This is a genomic window from Nocardia vinacea NBRC 16497, from assembly GCF_000308835.1.
Classification (GTDB): domain Bacteria; phylum Actinomycetota; class Actinomycetes; order Mycobacteriales; family Mycobacteriaceae; genus Nocardia; species Nocardia vinacea.
The window spans coordinates 21,243-37,351 of sequence record NZ_BAGN01000413.1; the positions used below are offsets into that span (position 1 = coordinate 21,243).

Annotated in this window: 16 protein-coding genes; 12 read left to right on the top strand and 4 right to left on the bottom strand. The window is 64.2% G+C overall.

Annotated features, from left to right (window positions below):
• Nucleotides 1-106: 106 nt before the first annotated feature.
• From ON44_RS40360 to ON44_RS40370, 3 genes are all read left to right on the top strand, one after another.
• Entirely contained in the window at nt 107-1,198 is a 1,092-nt protein-coding gene (locus ON44_RS40360) for an alkene reductase (RefSeq protein WP_040700109.1), read from the top strand.
• A 73-nt stretch (nt 1,199-1,271) separates the two neighbouring features.
• A complete protein-coding gene (locus ON44_RS40365) occupies nt 1,272-2,123 on the top strand; it encodes an alpha/beta fold hydrolase (protein WP_040700110.1) in 852 nt (283 codons plus the stop codon).
• A 131-nt stretch (nt 2,124-2,254) separates the two neighbouring features.
• Nucleotides 2,255-2,914, top strand: a complete 660-nt coding sequence (locus ON44_RS40370) for a winged helix-turn-helix transcriptional regulator (RefSeq protein ID WP_040700151.1) — start codon at nt 2,255-2,257, stop codon at nt 2,912-2,914.
• A gap of 67 nt (nt 2,915-2,981) precedes the next feature.
• On the opposite strand, the gene ON44_RS40375 is transcribed toward ON44_RS40370, so the two are convergent.
• Entirely contained in the window at nt 2,982-4,037 is a 1,056-nt protein-coding gene (locus tag ON44_RS40375) for an aldo/keto reductase (RefSeq protein WP_040700111.1), read from the bottom strand.
• A 211-nt stretch (nt 4,038-4,248) separates the two neighbouring features.
• Here ON44_RS40375 and ON44_RS40380 point away from each other — a divergent pair, with 211 nt between their 5' ends.
• Together ON44_RS40380 and ON44_RS40385 are read left to right on the top strand one after the other, a co-directional pair.
• Nucleotides 4,249-4,755 (top strand): SRPBCC family protein, encoded by a 507-nt coding sequence (locus ON44_RS40380; RefSeq protein ID WP_040700112.1) that lies wholly within the window; start codon nt 4,249-4,251, stop codon nt 4,753-4,755.
• Nucleotides 4,755-5,804, top strand: coding sequence for an LLM class flavin-dependent oxidoreductase (locus ON44_RS40385; RefSeq protein WP_040700113.1), 1,050 nt, complete (start codon nt 4,755-4,757; stop codon nt 5,802-5,804). Before ON44_RS40380 ends, ON44_RS40385 begins: the two co-directional genes overlap by 1 nt.
• A gap of 4 nt (nt 5,805-5,808) precedes the next feature.
• Here the strand turns inward: ON44_RS40385 and ON44_RS40390 are convergent, their stop codons facing one another.
• Together ON44_RS40390 and ON44_RS40395 are read right to left on the bottom strand one after the other, a co-directional pair.
• Complete coding sequence (locus ON44_RS40390) at nt 5,809-6,687, bottom strand: alpha/beta fold hydrolase (RefSeq protein ID WP_040700114.1); 879 nt, start codon at nt 6,685-6,687, stop codon at nt 5,809-5,811.
• Nucleotides 6,688-6,719: 32 nt separating this feature from the next.
• Complete coding sequence (locus tag ON44_RS40395; RefSeq protein ID WP_040700115.1) at nt 6,720-7,568, bottom strand: alpha/beta fold hydrolase; 849 nt, start codon at nt 7,566-7,568, stop codon at nt 6,720-6,722.
• A gap of 91 nt (nt 7,569-7,659) precedes the next feature.
• Between ON44_RS40395 and ON44_RS40400 the strand changes: the two genes are divergently transcribed.
• The 7 genes from ON44_RS40400 to ON44_RS40430 all read left to right on the top strand — a co-directional run bounded on the left by ON44_RS40400 (nt 7,660) and on the right by ON44_RS40430 (nt 14,735).
• Entirely contained in the window at nt 7,660-8,265 is a 606-nt protein-coding gene (locus ON44_RS40400) for a TetR/AcrR family transcriptional regulator (protein WP_040700116.1), read from the top strand.
• Between the two features lie 79 nt (nt 8,266-8,344).
• Nucleotides 8,345-8,839: a winged helix-turn-helix transcriptional regulator gene (locus ON44_RS40405; RefSeq protein ID WP_040700117.1), complete on the top strand. Its 495-nt coding sequence runs from the start codon at nt 8,345-8,347 to the stop codon at nt 8,837-8,839.
• Nucleotides 8,840-8,957: 118 nt separating this feature from the next.
• A complete protein-coding gene (locus tag ON44_RS40410; protein WP_157187559.1) occupies nt 8,958-9,833 on the top strand; it encodes an alpha/beta fold hydrolase in 876 nt (291 codons plus the stop codon).
• A gap of 54 nt (nt 9,834-9,887) precedes the next feature.
• Nucleotides 9,888-11,783, top strand: a complete 1,896-nt coding sequence (locus tag ON44_RS40415) for an AMP-binding protein (protein ID WP_040700119.1) — start codon at nt 9,888-9,890, stop codon at nt 11,781-11,783.
• A gap of 118 nt (nt 11,784-11,901) precedes the next feature.
• Nucleotides 11,902-12,720, top strand: coding sequence for a mycofactocin-coupled SDR family oxidoreductase (locus ON44_RS40420; protein WP_040700152.1), 819 nt, complete (start codon nt 11,902-11,904; stop codon nt 12,718-12,720).
• 11 nt (nt 12,721-12,731) lie between these two features.
• The gene (locus ON44_RS40425; protein ID WP_040700153.1) at nt 12,732-13,565 is read left to right on the top strand and encodes a mycofactocin-coupled SDR family oxidoreductase; all 834 of its coding nucleotides are present in this window, start codon (nt 12,732-12,734) and stop codon (nt 13,563-13,565) included.
• Nucleotides 13,566-13,748: 183 nt separating this feature from the next.
• Complete coding sequence (locus tag ON44_RS40430) at nt 13,749-14,735, top strand: MDR family oxidoreductase (protein WP_040700120.1); 987 nt, start codon at nt 13,749-13,751, stop codon at nt 14,733-14,735.
• Between the two features lie 540 nt (nt 14,736-15,275).
• On the opposite strand, the gene ON44_RS40435 is transcribed toward ON44_RS40430, so the two are convergent.
• Nucleotides 15,276-16,073 (bottom strand): strictosidine synthase, encoded by a 798-nt coding sequence (locus ON44_RS40435; protein ID WP_085998721.1) that lies wholly within the window; start codon nt 16,071-16,073, stop codon nt 15,276-15,278.
• Nucleotides 16,074-16,109 lie beyond the last annotated feature (36 nt).

Here is a 16,109-nt window from a genome sequence, read left to right on the forward strand (position 1 = left end):
ACAGGCTTGTTGCAGAATCAGATAGTAAATACTATCTTTTTTTAAAGTGACACCGAACGGCTCCGTTCGTCTTTCGACACCCACCCCCATCAGGAGGATCACCCGCATGTCTGTTGCTTTCAAGCCGGTACGAATCGGACCTTGGGATCTGCCGCAGTCTTTCGTCATGGCGCCGCTGACTCGTAGCCGCGCGGGGGAAGGCAACGTGCCCACGGCGATGAACGCCGAGTACTACACCCAGCGCGCCGGGGCGGGACTGATCGTCACGGAGGGGACTGCGCCCAGTGCAGTCGGCCAGGGCTACCCGACTGTGCCCGGGCTCTACACCGACGAACAGGTTGCCGGGTGGCGACTCGTCGCCGAGGGCGTGCACGGCGCCGGTGGGACGATCGTGGCTCAGTTGATGCACGTCGGGCGGGTCGCCCATGCCAGCAACAAGGGCGGTGTGGACACGATCGCGCCGAGCGCCGTCCAGGCTCCCGGTCAGATGTTCACGCTGACCGGCATGGTCGATCACGATGTGCCCCGGGCCATCGAGACCGGTGAAATCGCCGGAATCATCAGTGAGTTCGTCGAGGCCGCCCGCAACGCGATTCGTGCCGGTCTCGACGGGGTCGAGATCCACGGTGCGAACGGCTATCTGTTGCACCAGTTCCTCGATCCGACGGTCAACCTCCGCGACGACGAATTCGGCGGCGCGCCGGCGAATCGGGCTCGGTTCGTCATCGACGTGGTCGCGGCGGTCGCTGAGGCGATCGGTGCGGATCGGGTCGGCCTGCGGCTCTCGCCCGGTCATCAGTTGAACGGCATCGGCGAGGTGCCCGGTGCCGACCTCGACGAGACGTATCAGGCGGTCGTGGATGCGATCGCGCCGTTGGGTCTGGCGTACCTGAGCGTTCTGGCCAGCCCGTTCGAGTCCCTCGAACCGCTCGTCCGTGACCTCCGCACGCGGTTCGGCGGCTCGGTGCTCTTGAACCTTGGTGCTACACCGGTGCCGACGTCGCTGGAGACGGTCGAGGAATTGCTCGACAAGGGGGTGGCCGACGCGGTCGTTGTAGGTCGTGCCTTCCTCGCCAATCCCGATCTCGTAGAGCGTTGGCGCACCGGCGCTGAGCTGAACGAGGTGGACTTCACCACGCTGTACGGCGGCGGACCGCGCGGATACACCGACTACCCGAGTCTCGCCGAGATCGCCTGAGCCGCAGGCATTTTCATTCCACCGCTGGTGGTCGCGCAACCGATTGCCCGCACTACACCCTGAGGAGAACGATATGAGTACCTACACACCTGTCAACGCCGCCGAGGACAAGCATGTCGATGGGGCGTCGGCTCGTTTCACCTACCGCCGGATCGGCCCGCGCGGCGGAGTTCCGCTGGTGCTGTTGCACCGCTTCCGTGCCACCGTCGACTGGTGGGATCCGGAGTTCCTCGACCTCCTCGCCGCCGAGCGTGACGTCATCCTGTTCGACAACATCGGTATCGGATACACCGGTGGCGAAGCCCTCACCTCCGTCGAAGGGTTCGCCGCGGGCGCTATCGACTTCATCGAAGCGCTGGGGTTGACCGAGGTCGACCTGCTCGGCTGGTCCTTCGGCGGTGTCGTCGCGCAGGCGGTCACGCTCACGCGCCCCGATCTCGTTCGCAAGTTGATCGTCGCGGGCAGCGGATCGGGCCTCGCCCCGAATATGCCGACCATCAGCGAACGAGTCCTGGGAATCATGGCCAAGCCGGACGCCGATCTCGACGACATGCTGTATCTGTTCTATCCCGCAACCGAAGAGGCTCGAAAGTTGGGACTCGAACACTTCGACAAGGTTTCGGCCGCGATGCCGACGGATGCTCCGGTGGTCAGCGAAGCCGCCGCTATGGGGCAGCTCCAGGCAATCACCGCGGCGCTGGCGACGCCTTGGGAGCAGGTTGTCGCGGGGCTCGAAACGATTCGGCAGCCTGTGCTCTATGCCAATGGTTCGCACGACGTCATGATTCACGCCTTCGCGTCGTACTCCGCCGTGGAGCACCTCCCGTCGGCCAAGTTGGTGCTGTACAGCGACGCCGGCCACGCGTTCCTGTTCCAGCATCTCGCGGACTTCACGGCCGAGGTGAAGTCCTTCCTCGCCGGCTGAGCCTCGTTCTCGCGCCTGCCGCTCCAAGCGGTCAGTCGGGAGCGGCAGGCGACTTCACCGAATCGATTGATGCACGGAATGTCACGTGGCCGAGAACAATATAAAAGTGAAGTATTTACTATCATATGATTATGAATAATCGAACGTACGGCCAGAACTGTGGCCTCGCTCGTGCGCTCGACATCCTCGGCGATCGCTGGACTCTGCTTATCCTGCGTGACCTCGGTATGGGTCCGCGGAGATACAAGGACCTGGCTGAGGGGCTGCCGGGCCTCGGCACCAATCTGCTCGCCAGTCGTCTCAAGGGTCTCGAAGAAGCGGGCTTGATCGAGCGCACGGTACTTCCGCCACCGACCCCGGTCGCGGCATACGCACTCACCGGTATCGGCGAAGAGTTGCGCCCGGCGCTCGGGCTGCTGGCGGCCTGGGGGTTCAGGCATGGTGCACCGTTCGACGCCGCGGATATGACGCGTGCGGAATGGCTGGTTCAGGGACTGGTAGCCCGCGCTGAACCCGATGCTGTCGATCGGTTCGGCGGAGTCGTGCAGATCAACGTCGGCGACGAGTCCGCATGGATCGGGCCCTCGCCGGATGGCGTCCGTTTGCGACCGGGGGCGGCCCCGACATTGCCCAAAATCTCGCTGAATAGCGATATCTCGACACTCGCCGCTCTGTTGACCAATGAGCTCGATGTCGCCGATGCGGTCGAATCCGGCGCGCTCACGGTGGAGGGCGACGACGGGGAATTGCAATCCTTCCTGCGCGCCTTCAGCCTGGCGAGCACCGGCTAGTTCGTCGCTCGTGCGGGTGCGAGACTCGACGACACCCGCAACAGGCGATACACGTGTGCGAGTTCGGTTATGCCACTGGAGTATTCACAAGGAAGTCGCCTCCGATGCGGCCTCGGACCGCGTCGGCTGAGCGGGCGGCGGCATCGTGTGGCGTGCCCAGGGCAGGGTCGCTTGCCGTGGTCAATCTTGTGTACTGCTCATCCTCGAGGGGCACATCGAGCGCGGCCAGGTAGTCATCGAGCTGCGCGCTCGTGCGTGGACCGATGATCGGCACCACCACGGTCGCGCAGCGGCGGGCATGTTCTCGTTGCCATGACATTGCCACCTGGGCCGGGCTCACACCGATCTCACCGGCTACCGCGAGAACGGCATCGACGACGGCGGATTTCTGAGTTGTGTCCTCCCGCTGGATAACCGAACCCAGGGTCGTCAGCCGCCCCTCGTCGCTGGTCCGATACTTTCCGGTGAGTAGACCGCCACCGAGCGGTGAGTAGAGTGCGACACCGAGCCCGAATGCCTCTGCCATCGGCATGATCTCGCGGTCGGCGGTCCGCTCGACCAGGCTGTACTCGGTTTGTACGCCCACGATGCGTGCGCTGATTCCGCGCTCGTCGGCCAGCGTTGCGGCATGGGCGGTGCGCCATGCCGGGAAGTTGGAAAAGCCCGCGTGCAGAATTTTTCCCGCTCGTACCAGGTCGTCGACCGTTTCGACGATTTCCTCGACGGGTGTCACGAAGTCCGGCCAGTGCACCCAGTAGAGATCCAGGTAGTCCGTGCCGAGGCGGCGTAGCGATCTTTCGAGTGCTTGCACCATCACCTTCCGGCTGTTGCCGGTCTTCGATACGTGTGGTTGTGCCGTGTCGCCTTGGGTGAACTTGCTCGCCAGGACGAAGTGTTCGCGATCAGTGGATATCAGATCGGCCAGGTAGGTTTCCGACTGCCCGAACTGATAGATGTCGGCGGTGTCGATGAACGTTCCCCCGGCTTCTGCGAATGTATCGAACATCGCCCTGGAATCTTCGAACTCGGCACCGGCGCCCCAGTTGGTGCCGAAATTCGCGGTACCCAAAGCGAATTCGGATACTCGCAAACCGGTCCGCCGACCGAATGTGGTGTAGCGCATGCTCTGGTTGACCTCTCTGGCCTGCCGTCCGGACGAATCTGTAACCGGCTCCGCTTTCGTCGGTACGGCCCGTCGTCAATTGATTATGATCATAATACTATTGCTGGCGACCGGCAGCGGCGGAAGATGGACCGTGAAAGTCGGTGTCGGATACTGCGAGCCACAGGCCTCGCACGGTTGGCACATTTTGCCGAGAAGGAGGGGTCCCGCGATGGAGTGGACTGGCGCACGCTACGCAGACATACCGACGGTGGAGGTACGCATTTGGATCGCTGCCCCGCCGGAGCGGGTTTGGGCGGTGGTATCCCAGGTGGAATCGATGCCCGACATGAGCGATGAGCTCCAGTCGGTCGAGTGGATCGATGGTCCGACCGGCCCGGTCGTAGGTGCGCGATTCATCGGCCGCAGCAAGCACGATGCACTGGGGGAGTGGGCGACCACCTCGCACATCATCGAATGTGACCCGCCGCGGGTGTTCGCGTGGGCGGTCGAGGATCCGGACAACCCTACCGCGGTCTGGCGGTTCCGGCTCGAACCAAGAGACGGCGGAACCGAACTGTCGGAGTGGATGCAGATGGGCCCCGCGCGTTCGGGTCTATCGTTGGCGATCGAGCGGATGCCGGAGAAGGAACAGAAGATCGTGTTCGTACGAATGCGGGAATTCGAACGCAACATCACCAGCACGCTGGAGCACATCAAGAAGCTGGCGGAAGCGTGATGCGCACTGCGACGACAATCGAGGCATCCAGCGGGGGCCGGTGGTCGGAACAGGTCGACTTCGTGGTGGAGGCGGAAAAACTCGGACTGGACATCTGCTGGGTCGCAGAGGCCTGGGGGTCGGATGGGCCATCGGCCCTGGGGTACTACGCGGCGCGAACGGACCGGATGCTGCTCGGATCCGGGATCATGCAGATCGGTACCCGCACACCGGTTGCGGTGGCACAGACGGCTATCGCCTTGTCCAACCTCTCCGGCGGTCGGTTCCTGCTCGGTCTGGGTGCGTCCGGGCCGCAGGTAATCGAGGGCCTGCACGGTGTGCCGTTCGCGCGGCCTGTCGCCCGAATGCGGGAGACGGTGGAGATTGTGCGCCGGGTACTCGCGGGTGGGAAGATCTCGTACTCCGGCACCGAGTTCCGGATCCCATCGCCCGGTGGCGAGGCGGTGCCGATGCGCCTATCGATGCGGGCCGACCATCCGATCCCCATCTATCTCGCCACGCTGTCGCCGGCCATGCTCCGGCTGACCGGCCAGATCGCCGACGGCTGGCTGGGCACCAGTTTCGTGCCGGAGGGCGCGGCCGGCGCCTACTTCCGGTACCTGGACGAGGGTTTGACCCGCAGCGGGCGGTCCCGGGTGGATCTGGATATCTGCCAAGGCGCGGAGGTGGCGTTCGCGCCCGACGAGGATGCGTTGCGCCAGATGGTGGCCGGAAGGAAGAAAGAGTTGGCGTTCAGCCTCGGAGGCATGGGTTCGGCCTCGACCAACTTCTACAACCGGGCTTACAGTCGGCAGGGCTGGGCCGAGATCGCCGCCGAGGTGAAAGAACGTTGGCAGGCCGGAGACCGTGACGGCGCGGCTGAACGCGTGACCGACGAGATGGTGCTCGCCACCACGCTGATCGGCACCGAACCCATGGTGCGCAGTCGGTTGCGCGATTGGCGCGACGCTGGTGTCGATACCATCCGGCTCTATCCGGCGGGGGACACGTTGGACTCCAGACTGGCTACCTTGGCCAGAGCGATCGAGATCGTGCGGGACATTTCCTAGCAGGCTAGTTCGACAGGAACTCGCGCAACGCGATGATGGTCTGCTCGGCGGCCTCCTCCGGGACGAAATGCCCGCAGTCCAAACTGTGTCCGCGAACATCATCGGCGTACTGCCGCCATACCTCGAGTACGTCATAGCGGGTTCCGACGAAGCCGTGCGTGCCCCACAAAACCAGCAGCGCGCAGGTGATCCGGTGGCCTGCCGCGGCGTCGGCGTCGTCGTGTTCGAGATCGATGGAGGCGGCAGCGCGGTAGTCCTCACAGCTCGCCCGGATCGCCTCGGGGTCGCTGAAGCAGCGCACATACTCCGTTACGGCCTGTTCCTCGAATACCGCACCAGGGCCGGACCATTGCTCGAGTTTTCGGCGCAGAAAGTACTCGGGCGCGCCGCCGATCAGAACCTCGGGCAGATCGGGTTCTTCGGCGAGGAAGAACCAGTGGTCATAGACGGTTGCCAAGGAGCGGTCCACATTCGCGAAAACATGTCGGGTCGGGACGATGTCGAGGACCGCGGCTCGATCGACCCGTTCAGGGTGGTCGAGGCAGAGTCGATGTGCGACTCGGGCGCCGCGGTCGTGACCGACGATCGCGAAACGGTCGTGCCCTAAGGCTGTCATCAACCCGACCTGGTCCGCGGCCATCGCGCGTTTGCCGTACGACGAATGATCGGCTGCCGAGGCGGGTTTGCCCGAGTCGCCGTAGCCGCGAAGATCGGAGACGACGACGGTATGCGACTCGGCCAACGCCGCTGCCACCTCACGCCAGATCACATGGGTTTGGGGGTAGCCGTGCAGGAGTAGTACCGGTGGCCCCTCGCCGCCCACGCGCGCATGGATTCGGACACCCGCGACATCGATGTCGTGGGTCGTGAACTCGGTGAACATACCGTCGATCTCCTATCCGACGCGGGCGGGTCTCAGGAAGCCAGGAATTCGAGCGTCTCTCCGACGAACCTGTCGTGATGTTGGAAGATTCCGCCATGTCCGGCGTCCGGGTAGATCCGCAGCGTCGCATTCGGCAGACGTTGCGCCAGATCGAAGGAGTTGCTGGTGGGCACCATTCGATCGTCCTCACCATTGGCCACCAGCACAGGATGCTGGATGCGACTCAGGTCGGAGGGCTCCTGAACGCCCCACGCATGGATGGCTTTGAGCTGAGTGCGAAAGGCGCGCAGTGCGATTGACTTGTCACGGTCGACGGTGCGTTCCTTCAAACGCTTCACGAACGCCCGAGCCTCCGACTTGCCGTGCGGGGTTCTGGTGAAGAACAGGTACTCCTTGGGATCTTTGAAGGTGGCGACCGCCTTGAAGGTGTCACGGTAGGTCAACGAGGTCACGTTGACGATGCCTTCACCTCCCGCCGGACCGGTCCCCGCGAGGATAACCTTCCGAACCAGTCCTGGCTCTTCGCGAGCGATCACCTGCGCGACGAAGCCTCCCATCGACAGCCCCAAGAGATCGACCTGATCGAAGCCCAGTGCGCGGATAAACGCGACGGCATCTCGTGCCATCGCTGCGATCGAATCCGGTGTCGTGCCTTCGGACGCGCCGACACCGCGGTTGTCGAAGGTGATCACGCGGTGCTTCGCCGCAATGCCGTCGACCACTCGGGGATCCCAGTTGTCCAGGTTGGCGGCCAGATGATTCAAGAAGATCACCGGTACACCGGTTTCGAGACCCAGCTCGCGGTAGGTGAATCGTGTTGTGCCGACCTGCACGGATTTTGTCGGCGCATCTTTGTACAAGGTGCCGCTCGCACGCTTCATGACTTCCTCCTGTTGTAAACCGATTGGTGTACTTTTGGCTCGACGGTACTCGACCGCGCTCGGCTTGTAAACAGATCGGTATACTTGGCTCATGACTTCGCTCACCGGTACCCAGGAAACGACCCGTCGGGGAGGGCGTGGGGCGCGGCAACGCATCCTGAACGCCGCTGCGGAGCTGTTCTACAACGAGGGCATCAACGCCACCGGTGTCGAACTGATTTCGGCTAAAGCGTCGGTGTCGAAAAGAACTCTCTACCAACACTTTCCGAGTAAGACCGCGTTGGTGGAGGAGTATCTGCGCATGCTACGACAAGCCGCGGGCAACCTCGCGGACGCGCCATTGGCGGACTCCGATTCGAACCCGCGAGCGCGGCTGCTCGCTTTGTTCGACAGCCCAGACGCGGCCGATACGCCGATGCGCGGCTGCCCATTTCACAACGCGGCGGTCGAGGCGGCCGAGTCCATGCCCGGCGTACAAGACATCGTCCACGCACACAAGCGGAACTACATCGACGGGCTCACCGAGCTCGCCCGACGAGCGGGTGCCGCGGACTCACAGCTTCTGGGCAACCAGCTCGCCCTCCTCTACGAAGGGGCAGCCGCACTATCCACCTCCCTCAATGATCCGGCACCCTGGGCGCACGCCCGCGCGACAGCCGAGGTGCTCATAAATGAAGCGACGCGCGACCTCGCGTGACCGGCACGATCCGGACATCGCTGATTGCGCGCACGAGCTGCGGGATAGCCTGCGAGCAGGTGTGACATAAACTTCCATTATGGAACACAAGAGCTTCGAAGGCATGAGTTGCCCGGTTGCGCTGGCATTGGAGCAGGTTGGGGAGTGGTGGAGCATCCTGATCCTCCGTGACGCCACGCATGGCATGACTCGGTTCGAGCAGTTTCAGAAGAGCCTCGGTATCTCGCCGAACTCCCTGTCCCGTCGGCTCGGTGCACTCGTCGAGGCTGGTCTCCTGGAGCGGCGTCGTTACAACGAGCGTCCCCCGAGGGATGAGTACGTTCTCACAGAGGCAGGGCACGCGTTCCGTCCTGTACTGATCGCCCTGTACGCCTGGGGTAGTAGCTACTTCCCTCCTGAAGCTCCCAATGTTCGCCTCGTGGACAAAGAGTCCGGAATAGATGTCGATCCGATGTTGATCGACCGCTTGACGGGGCGTCCGCTCGACGACGAGCACTCGATGTTCCTGCCAGGGCCGGCCGCTGACGATCGACTCCGTGCGGCCCTCGAGGGGCGAAGCCGGCTCGTCTCCTGACTCTTCGCGGAGCTGACAGCTCTCCATGTCACTTCCATCTTCATAGTCACTTGCATAATGGTAGTGACACGGGTTACATTCGGTGCGCTACTTGCCGTCAAGTGATGAGGTGCACACAGTGAGCTCTCCAGTAACCGACCGAGCCGTCCAGCAGTACCGCTCGGTGGAGATCGAAACCAAGTACGTCGAGGTCGGCGACGTCCGCTACGCCTACCGGGAGCTGGGCCCGGATCGGCCGGTGGATACGACGCCGCTGGTCTTCCTGCACCGCTTCCGGGGGACCCTCGACGACTGGGACCCGGCCTTCGTCGACGCCGTGGCCGAGCACCGGCATGTGATTCTGTTCAGTGACGCGGCGGTCGGCTCGTCGACCGGATCACCGGCGACCAGCGTGGACGAGAAGGCCCGCAATGCCGCTTCGTTTGTGCGGGCCCTGGGCCACGATGTTGTGGATGTGCTGGGATTCTCGATGGGTGGCTTCGTCGCGCAGGCCATCGCGTTGCAGGAACCGGCATTGGTGCGCAAGGTTGTCGTAATCGGGACGGGCCCGGGCGGCAATCCGGAGACCGACCCGCACACCGACATCGTCTTCGACATCGCGCTCACTCCCGAGTACTCCTTCGAAGACGTCCGCTACCTTTTCTTCGCCGAGGGCCGTGATGCCGAGACCCAGGCCTATATCGATCGCAACGCACTGCGGGCCCACCGTGAACCCGTCGTCACGCCGGAAGTCATTCAGGTGATGGCCGGTTTGATCATGGACTTCATGGGCGGTAAAACCGGCCACTACGCCAGGCTGGGGGAGCTTCGCCAGCCGACACTCGTCATCGACGGGGACACCGACCCGTTCTTCCCGGTCAAGAACCAGTGGTTGCTCTATCGGGAGCTGCCCGACGCGCAGCTGGCCGTCTATCCGCAGGCGGGCCACGCACCACATCAACAGCACCCAGAGGCCGTGGCCGCCCAGGTCGAGCGGTTCCTCGCCCACTCGTGATCTGCCCAGACGGGCGCGGCTCTCCGCGCCCCGGGTGTCTCTGGAAGGAACACGATGACGAGCTACGAGGGCCTTTACAGCGCCTGGCGTGACGATGCGCTGGGCTACTGGACCACGCAGGCGTCCCGCATCGATTGGGAAGCGCCTTGGACTGCGGTATTCGACGAGACCATCGGCCCCTACGGCCGCTGGTTCCCCGATGCCCGCCTGAACACGAGCTACAACTGTCTCGATCGGCACGTCGACGCTGGTGCGGGCGATCGGCCCGCACTGGTCTGGGACAGTGCGATGACCGGTGAGATCGTCACACACACCTACCGCGAGCTTCGCGACCGCGTCGCGAAGGTGGCTGGAGCGCTCGCCTCGGTGGGGGTGCGCAGCGGCGATCGTGTCGTCATCTACATGCCGATGATTCCTGAGGCCGCGATCGCGATGCTGGCTTGCGCAAGGTTGGGAGCGATCCACTCTGTGGTGTTCGGCGGCTTCGCGGCCGCCGAGCTCGCAGGACGGATCGATGCCACCGAGCCACGGGCGATCATTGCCGCATCGTGCGGTCTGGAACCGAGCCGAGTGGTGGCTTATAAGCCGGTGCTCGACGAAGCGCTGGCGCAGTCGCGACACCGGCCCGATGCGTGCTTCGTGCTGCAACGCCCACAGGCGCTCGCCGAGCTCGAGCCCGGCCGCGACCTTGACCTACTGGCGGCGGAGAAGGCGGCGAGCCCGCACGATCCGGTGCCCGTCGATGCCTCAGCCCCGCTCTACATCCTGCACACCTCGGGTACGACAGGGCGACCGAAGGGCATTGTCCGCGACAACGGCGGCCACGCGGTGGCGCTCGCCGCATCCATCCCGACCATTTTCGGGCTGGCCGCGGGCGATGTGTTCTGGGCGGCATCGGATGTGGGCTGGGTCGTCGGACACTCCTACATCGTCTACGCGCCGCTGCTGGCCGGTCTGACATCGGTCATGTACGAGGGCAAGCCCGTCGGGACCCCCGACGCCGGCGCGTTCTGGCGCGTGATCGCGCGGCATCATGTCAATGTCCTCTTCACCGCCCCCACTGCGATACGTGCGATCAGGCGGCAGGACCCGGATCTGGACATGCTGGGTCGACACGACCTCTCGTCGCTGCAGGCGGTGTTCCTGGCGGGCGAGCGGTGCGACCCGCCGACGGCAACGTGGCTGCAATCGCGGATCGACAGGCCGGTCGTAGACAACTGGTGGCAAACGGAAACCGGCTGGCCTATCACGGCGCGGTTCCGAGGGGCGGAGCTGACGCCCTTCAAGCCAGGTTCGGGTGGCAGGCCCAGTCCGGGATTCGAGGTGGCCGCGCTCGGCGACGATGGTGTCCCGCTGGCAGTCGGCGAGACGGGCAATCTCGCCCTCCGTCTGCCGCTACCGCCCGGCAGCGCGCCGACGCTGTGGGGTGACGACGCGGGCTTCCGTGCGTCATACCTGGACAAATTTCCTGGTTGGTACCGCACGGGCGACGCGGGACACATCGACGAGGACGGCGACGTATGGGTCCTCGGCCGTGTCGACGACATCATCAATGTGGCCGGACACCGGCTCTCCACCGGTGCGATGGAGGAGATTCTGGCTGCGCATCCGGACGTCGCGGAATGCGCGGTGATCGGGGTGACCGACCCCTTGAAGGGCGAGTCGCCCATGGGCTTGGTGGTGCTCAAGGCTGGAATGAGCCGCGACGTGGACACCGTGCGCCGCGAATTGGTTGACATGGTTCGCAATCGGATCGGCGCAGTTGCGTCCTTCCGCAGCGCGTTCGTCGTGGACCAGCTCCCCAAGACTCGCTCCGGAAAGATCCTCCGCCGCAGTCTGCGCGACTTGGCGAACGGTGTGCCGGTGCAGATTCCGCCGACGATCGAGGATCCGAGCGTGCTGGAACACCTCCGTGGCGTCTTTGCCACTGCGGCACCTGCACTCGACTGATAACGCGCATCCATCCGATCCCGTGCCGAAAGGCATCAGTCCGAAAACGAAAGGCATCGACGCGTTTTCGGTCGACGCCAGTATCAAAATCAGGAACCAGTACAAAGGGGTACTCATCATGTCTGGACGCGTTGCGGGCAAAGTCGCCTTCATCACCGGAGCCGCTCGGGGGCAGGGCCGCAGCCATGCGCTGCGGCTCGCCGAGGAAGGTGCGGACATCATCGCCCTCGACATATGCAAGCCGTTGGCGTCGGCGCGCTATGACTTGGCAACGTCGGCGGACCTCGCCGAAACCAGGAAGGCGGTGGAAGCCCTCGGCAGGCGTGTCGTGACCGTCGAGGCCGATGTGCGAGACGAGCAGCAACTCGCGGAGGCTTTCCGTGCAGGTGTGGCGGAGATCGGCCCGGTGGACATCGTGATCGCCAACGCCGGTGTGGCCCTCTTCGCCACCGATGAACCGCACGAGGCGTGGCAGGACACGATCGACGTCAACCTCACCGGCGTCCTCAACACGCTCGAGACCGCTGTGCCTTCGATGATCGAGCGCGGTCAGGGCGGTGCGATCGTGTTGACGAGCTCAACCGCGGGTTTGCGCGGGATACTCGGCCCGTCACGAGGAGCGTTGGCGTACGTCGCCTCCAAACACGGCATGGTCGGGCTGATGCGCTCCTATGCCAACAACCTCGCCGCCCACTCGATCCGGGTGAACACGATAAATCCGACGGGCGTGGAAACGCCCATGATCGCGACCCCCTCGATCGAGACATTCCTCGAGCAGAACCCGCAGCTCGTTCCGCATATCACGAACGCGATGCCGGTCGGTCTCATCTCGGTGCGGGACGTCAGCAACGCGGTGCTCTACCTCGTGTCCGACGACGGCCGCTACGTCACCGGCACGACGTTGTCGGTCGACGCCGGCTTCAACAACAAGAACTGAGGAAATTGATCATGACTGGACGAGTTGAGGGCAAAGTTGCCTTCGTCACCGGGGCTGGGCGGGGACAAGGCCGGGCGCACGCGGTGCGGCTGGCATCGGAAGGGGCCGACATCATCGCCGTCGACCTGTGCGCGCCGATCGACTCGGTGCCCTATGCGCTGGCGAGTGAGGAAGACCTGAAGGAGACGGTCAGACAGGTCGAGGGCCTTGGGCGCAGGATCGTGGCGCGCCGAGCGGATGTGCGGGATTTCTCGGCTCTCGAGGCCGCCGTGTCGGCCGGTGTCGCCGAGTTCGGGCGCCTCGATATCGCTGTGGCAAACGCCGGGATCCTGTCGGCTGCCCCTACCGAGGCGATGTCCGAGCAGAGCTGGCAGGACATGATCGATGTGAACCTCACCGGCGTATTCCACGCCGCAAAGGCCGCGATCCCGCACATCCGGGCGGGCGGCGTAGGTGGATCGATTGTTCTGACCAGCTCCGCGGTCGGCATTCGGGCCATGCCGAATCTGCCGCACTACGTCGCCGCGAAGTCAGGGGTCATCGGGCTCATGAGGTCCATGGCTCTCGAGCTCGCCGTGGACAAGATCCGCGTCAACACCGTCAACCCCAGCATCGCCGACACACTCATGGTGCAGAACGACGCCATACACAAGCTCTTCGTACCCGATAGCGAGAGCCCGACTCGTGAGCAGGCCGCAGAGGTCTTCGCAACCCTCAATCCGATGCCGACACCCTGGGTCGATGCCGAGGACGTCGCTAATGCGGTGCTGTTCCTCGTATCGGACGAAGCCCGCTTCGTCACGGGGCTCGAGTTCAAGATCGACGCAGGATTCTGCCTGGCCTGATCCGGTGTGGCGGAGTCGTAACACCCCGCCACACAGCCAGGTTCAGTCGAATCCCCCGAGGTGTCCGGACAGCTGGTTCGGTGCGCCACTCAGCCCGGTTGTTGTACGGATCGGTAGTGGCCGGGGACCTCAGCGGGTGTTCGTAACAGCAATTGGAATTGACGACAATCCGTAGGAGACAAGATGAGGGCAGTACAAATCCTGAAGGACAACGCCGGACAGCGCGCGGAGCTCACCGAGATTCCCGACGATGAGATCGGCGAGGGTGATGTGACCATCGAGGTTGACTACTCGGCAGTGAACTTCAAGGACGGCCTGGGCGTGACCGGCGCTGTACCGGTTGTCGAACGATTCCCGATCGTCGCAGGCATCGACCTGGCCGGCACCGTTGTCGAGGCGACGGTCGAGTCAGGCTTCACCCCAGGCGATTCTGTCGCTGTCAACGGATGGGGACTTGCAGTCAGTCACAATGGCGGGTTCGCTACCCGCGCGCGGGTGCCGGCGGCGTGGATCACCAGAATTCCGCCGCGATTCACTACCTGGCAGGCAATGGCGATCGGGACAGCCGGCTACACGGCAGCCCTCAGCGTCAAGGCGCTGCAACGCCACGGGTTGACGCCGGACGCTGGTCCCGTGGTGGTCACTGGTGCCGCTGGCGGTGTCGGGTCTGTGGCGATCGCACTGCTAGCCGGGATCGGGTTCGAGGTTCACGCGTCCACCGGGCGCCTCGGTGAGAAGGACTACCTGCAGAACCTGGGGGCCTTAGAGATCATCCCGCGAGAGGATCTTGCCGAACCTGTCCAGGCGGCGCTCGGATCCGAGCGATGGGCCGGCGGCGTCGACGTCGTCGGCAGCCATACGCTGGTGAACGTTCTCAGCCAGATCCGCTACGGCGGCGTCGTGGCGAACTGTGGTCTCGCTCAGGGGCTCGAGCTCCCGGGTTCGGTCGCGCCCTTCATCCTCCGGGGTGTCACCCTGGCTGGCATCGACTCCGTCAATGCCCCCGCGAACAGCCGAAACGACGCATGGCAGTTGCTCGACGAGCATCTCGACGAGCGTCTGCTCGATGAGATGACGACCACGGTTCCGCTCCATCAGGCAGCGACGGTGGCCCAACAGGTCCTTACCGGCGCTGTGCGCGGTAGGACGGTCGTAGACGTCAACGCCTGAGTACGGCGGACACAAAACCTGCGACTTCGGCGAGCGTAGAACGCCGAGCTGTCGCCCCGCGTTCCTCGTGCGGGCCTGGGCGTGGGTGGTGCACAGCGGTTCTTCGTGCGGATGGATTGTCATCGAACGCTCGTCATGCCTTGCGCAACATCGGATCGGACCATGGCATTCGGCGGCACCGCCGAATGGTGTTCCGATCGGCCGGAAAAACCGGGCCGATCTCGGTGATCACCGAGATCGGCCGAGTTCCGTTGCGGGAGTTATCCGTTCCACGACCAGACGGGTCGTGCTTCTCGGCCCGTGAGGGCCAGTGACGCGAAAAGTCACGTTTAGCGCCTGTAGGCAGTTTGCGATTGCGAGATGTCTTGTGCCGCAATTGTTTTCCCGTGGCTGGGTTAGGTCGCCAGGCCAGATCCGGGAAAAGTCTCGGTAAGGAGTTTCCGCAGACTCATCACACGACGACTTTGCCGGGCCCATGGACCATCTGGCTCGTCCATGGAAGGCCTGCTTCGCCCTTGACGACACTGAGCTGTGGGCGGGCTACTCCTCGTAACGGGGCAGGATCTTGCTGTCGGTCACGTAGGTGAGGGCGGTGGCGACATCGTAGGCGTGGATCGCGGACACGTGCGGGGCAAGCAAGGGCGAGAGGTCCGGGGCGTGGGTGGTGTAGAACGCGTCGCGGGCAGTGTCGTCGGCGAAGCCGAGGACCACCGACGCGTGCAGGTGCTGGTCCTTCGGGTTGTCGTGGGCGACGTTCGGGGTGTCCCAGGTCTTCTCGTTCCACGGTAGGAACACCTGGGTGCGCAGCTCCTTCAGTTCTCCGGTGGCGATGAGCGCGGGAGTGAGCTCCTTCTCGAGGAACTTGTGGAACCCCACCGTGCCCTCGTCCTTCGCACGACGCAGATAGATGATGGCCCGGGAACCAGGCTTCTCGCCGGGGGCGACGTCATACCAGCGGGAGGTTCCGGGAGGGCCGGCGTGCAGGAGTGTGCGGCGGAAGATGTTGACCTCGTCCTCGAACGCGAGCGCGGTCTGCTTGCGCCCGGCCAGTGGGGACAGGGCGTTTTCGAAGGTGACTTCCGCGATACCGTCGATCTTGCGATCCTCAGGGATCGTGGTTTCGACGCCCTCGATGGCGGGCCAGCGCCCGGGGTTGTGTTCGGCGAGGTGGATCTGCCGGTACTCCGACAATCCGGGGGTGGCGGCGATAATGCCCGAGTGCGGGCCCTTCCATCGGTCCATGCCCTGCTGACGTGGCTTGTCGGTGCGCATCCACAGCAGGATCGACGAGGTGAAATGCTTCGACACGTCAGGTTTCGTCGTCCTGGTCTCGCTCATGGTCATGCCTCCCGTTCTCTTGGTGTGCGCACGGCG

Excerpts from the sequence above, each read along its gene's own strand:
- ON44_RS40415 (WP_040700119.1), top strand. The coding sequence starts at position 9,888 with ATGACGAGCTACGAGGGCCTTTACAGCGCCTGGCGTGACGATGCGCTG.
- ON44_RS40425 (WP_040700153.1), top strand. The coding sequence starts at position 12,732 with ATGACTGGACGAGTTGAGGGCAAAGTTGCCTTCGTCACCGGGGCTGGG.
- ON44_RS40360 (WP_040700109.1), top strand. The coding sequence starts at position 107 with ATGTCTGTTGCTTTCAAGCCGGTACGAATCGGACCTTGGGATCTGCCG.
- ON44_RS40395 (WP_040700115.1), bottom strand. The coding sequence starts at position 7,568 with ATGAAGCGTGCGAGCGGCACCTTGTACAAAGATGCGCCGACAAAATCC.
- ON44_RS40385 (WP_040700113.1), top strand. The coding sequence starts at position 4,755 with ATGCGCACTGCGACGACAATCGAGGCATCCAGCGGGGGCCGGTGGTCG.
- ON44_RS40375 (WP_040700111.1), bottom strand. The coding sequence starts at position 4,037 with ATGCGCTACACCACATTCGGTCGGCGGACCGGTTTGCGAGTATCCGAA.
- ON44_RS40390 (WP_040700114.1), bottom strand. The coding sequence starts at position 6,687 with ATGTTCACCGAGTTCACGACCCACGACATCGATGTCGCGGGTGTCCGA.
- ON44_RS40430 (WP_040700120.1), top strand. The coding sequence starts at position 13,749 with ATGAGGGCAGTACAAATCCTGAAGGACAACGCCGGACAGCGCGCGGAG.
- ON44_RS40380 (WP_040700112.1), top strand. The coding sequence starts at position 4,249 with ATGGAGTGGACTGGCGCACGCTACGCAGACATACCGACGGTGGAGGTA.
- ON44_RS40370 (WP_040700151.1), top strand. The coding sequence starts at position 2,255 with ATGAATAATCGAACGTACGGCCAGAACTGTGGCCTCGCTCGTGCGCTC.
- ON44_RS40435 (WP_085998721.1), bottom strand. The coding sequence starts at position 16,073 with ATGAGCGAGACCAGGACGACGAAACCTGACGTGTCGAAGCATTTCACC.
- ON44_RS40420 (WP_040700152.1), top strand. The coding sequence starts at position 11,902 with ATGTCTGGACGCGTTGCGGGCAAAGTCGCCTTCATCACCGGAGCCGCT.
- ON44_RS40400 (WP_040700116.1), top strand. The coding sequence starts at position 7,660 with ATGACTTCGCTCACCGGTACCCAGGAAACGACCCGTCGGGGAGGGCGT.
- ON44_RS40405 (WP_040700117.1), top strand. The coding sequence starts at position 8,345 with ATGGAACACAAGAGCTTCGAAGGCATGAGTTGCCCGGTTGCGCTGGCA.
- ON44_RS40365 (WP_040700110.1), top strand. The coding sequence starts at position 1,272 with ATGAGTACCTACACACCTGTCAACGCCGCCGAGGACAAGCATGTCGAT.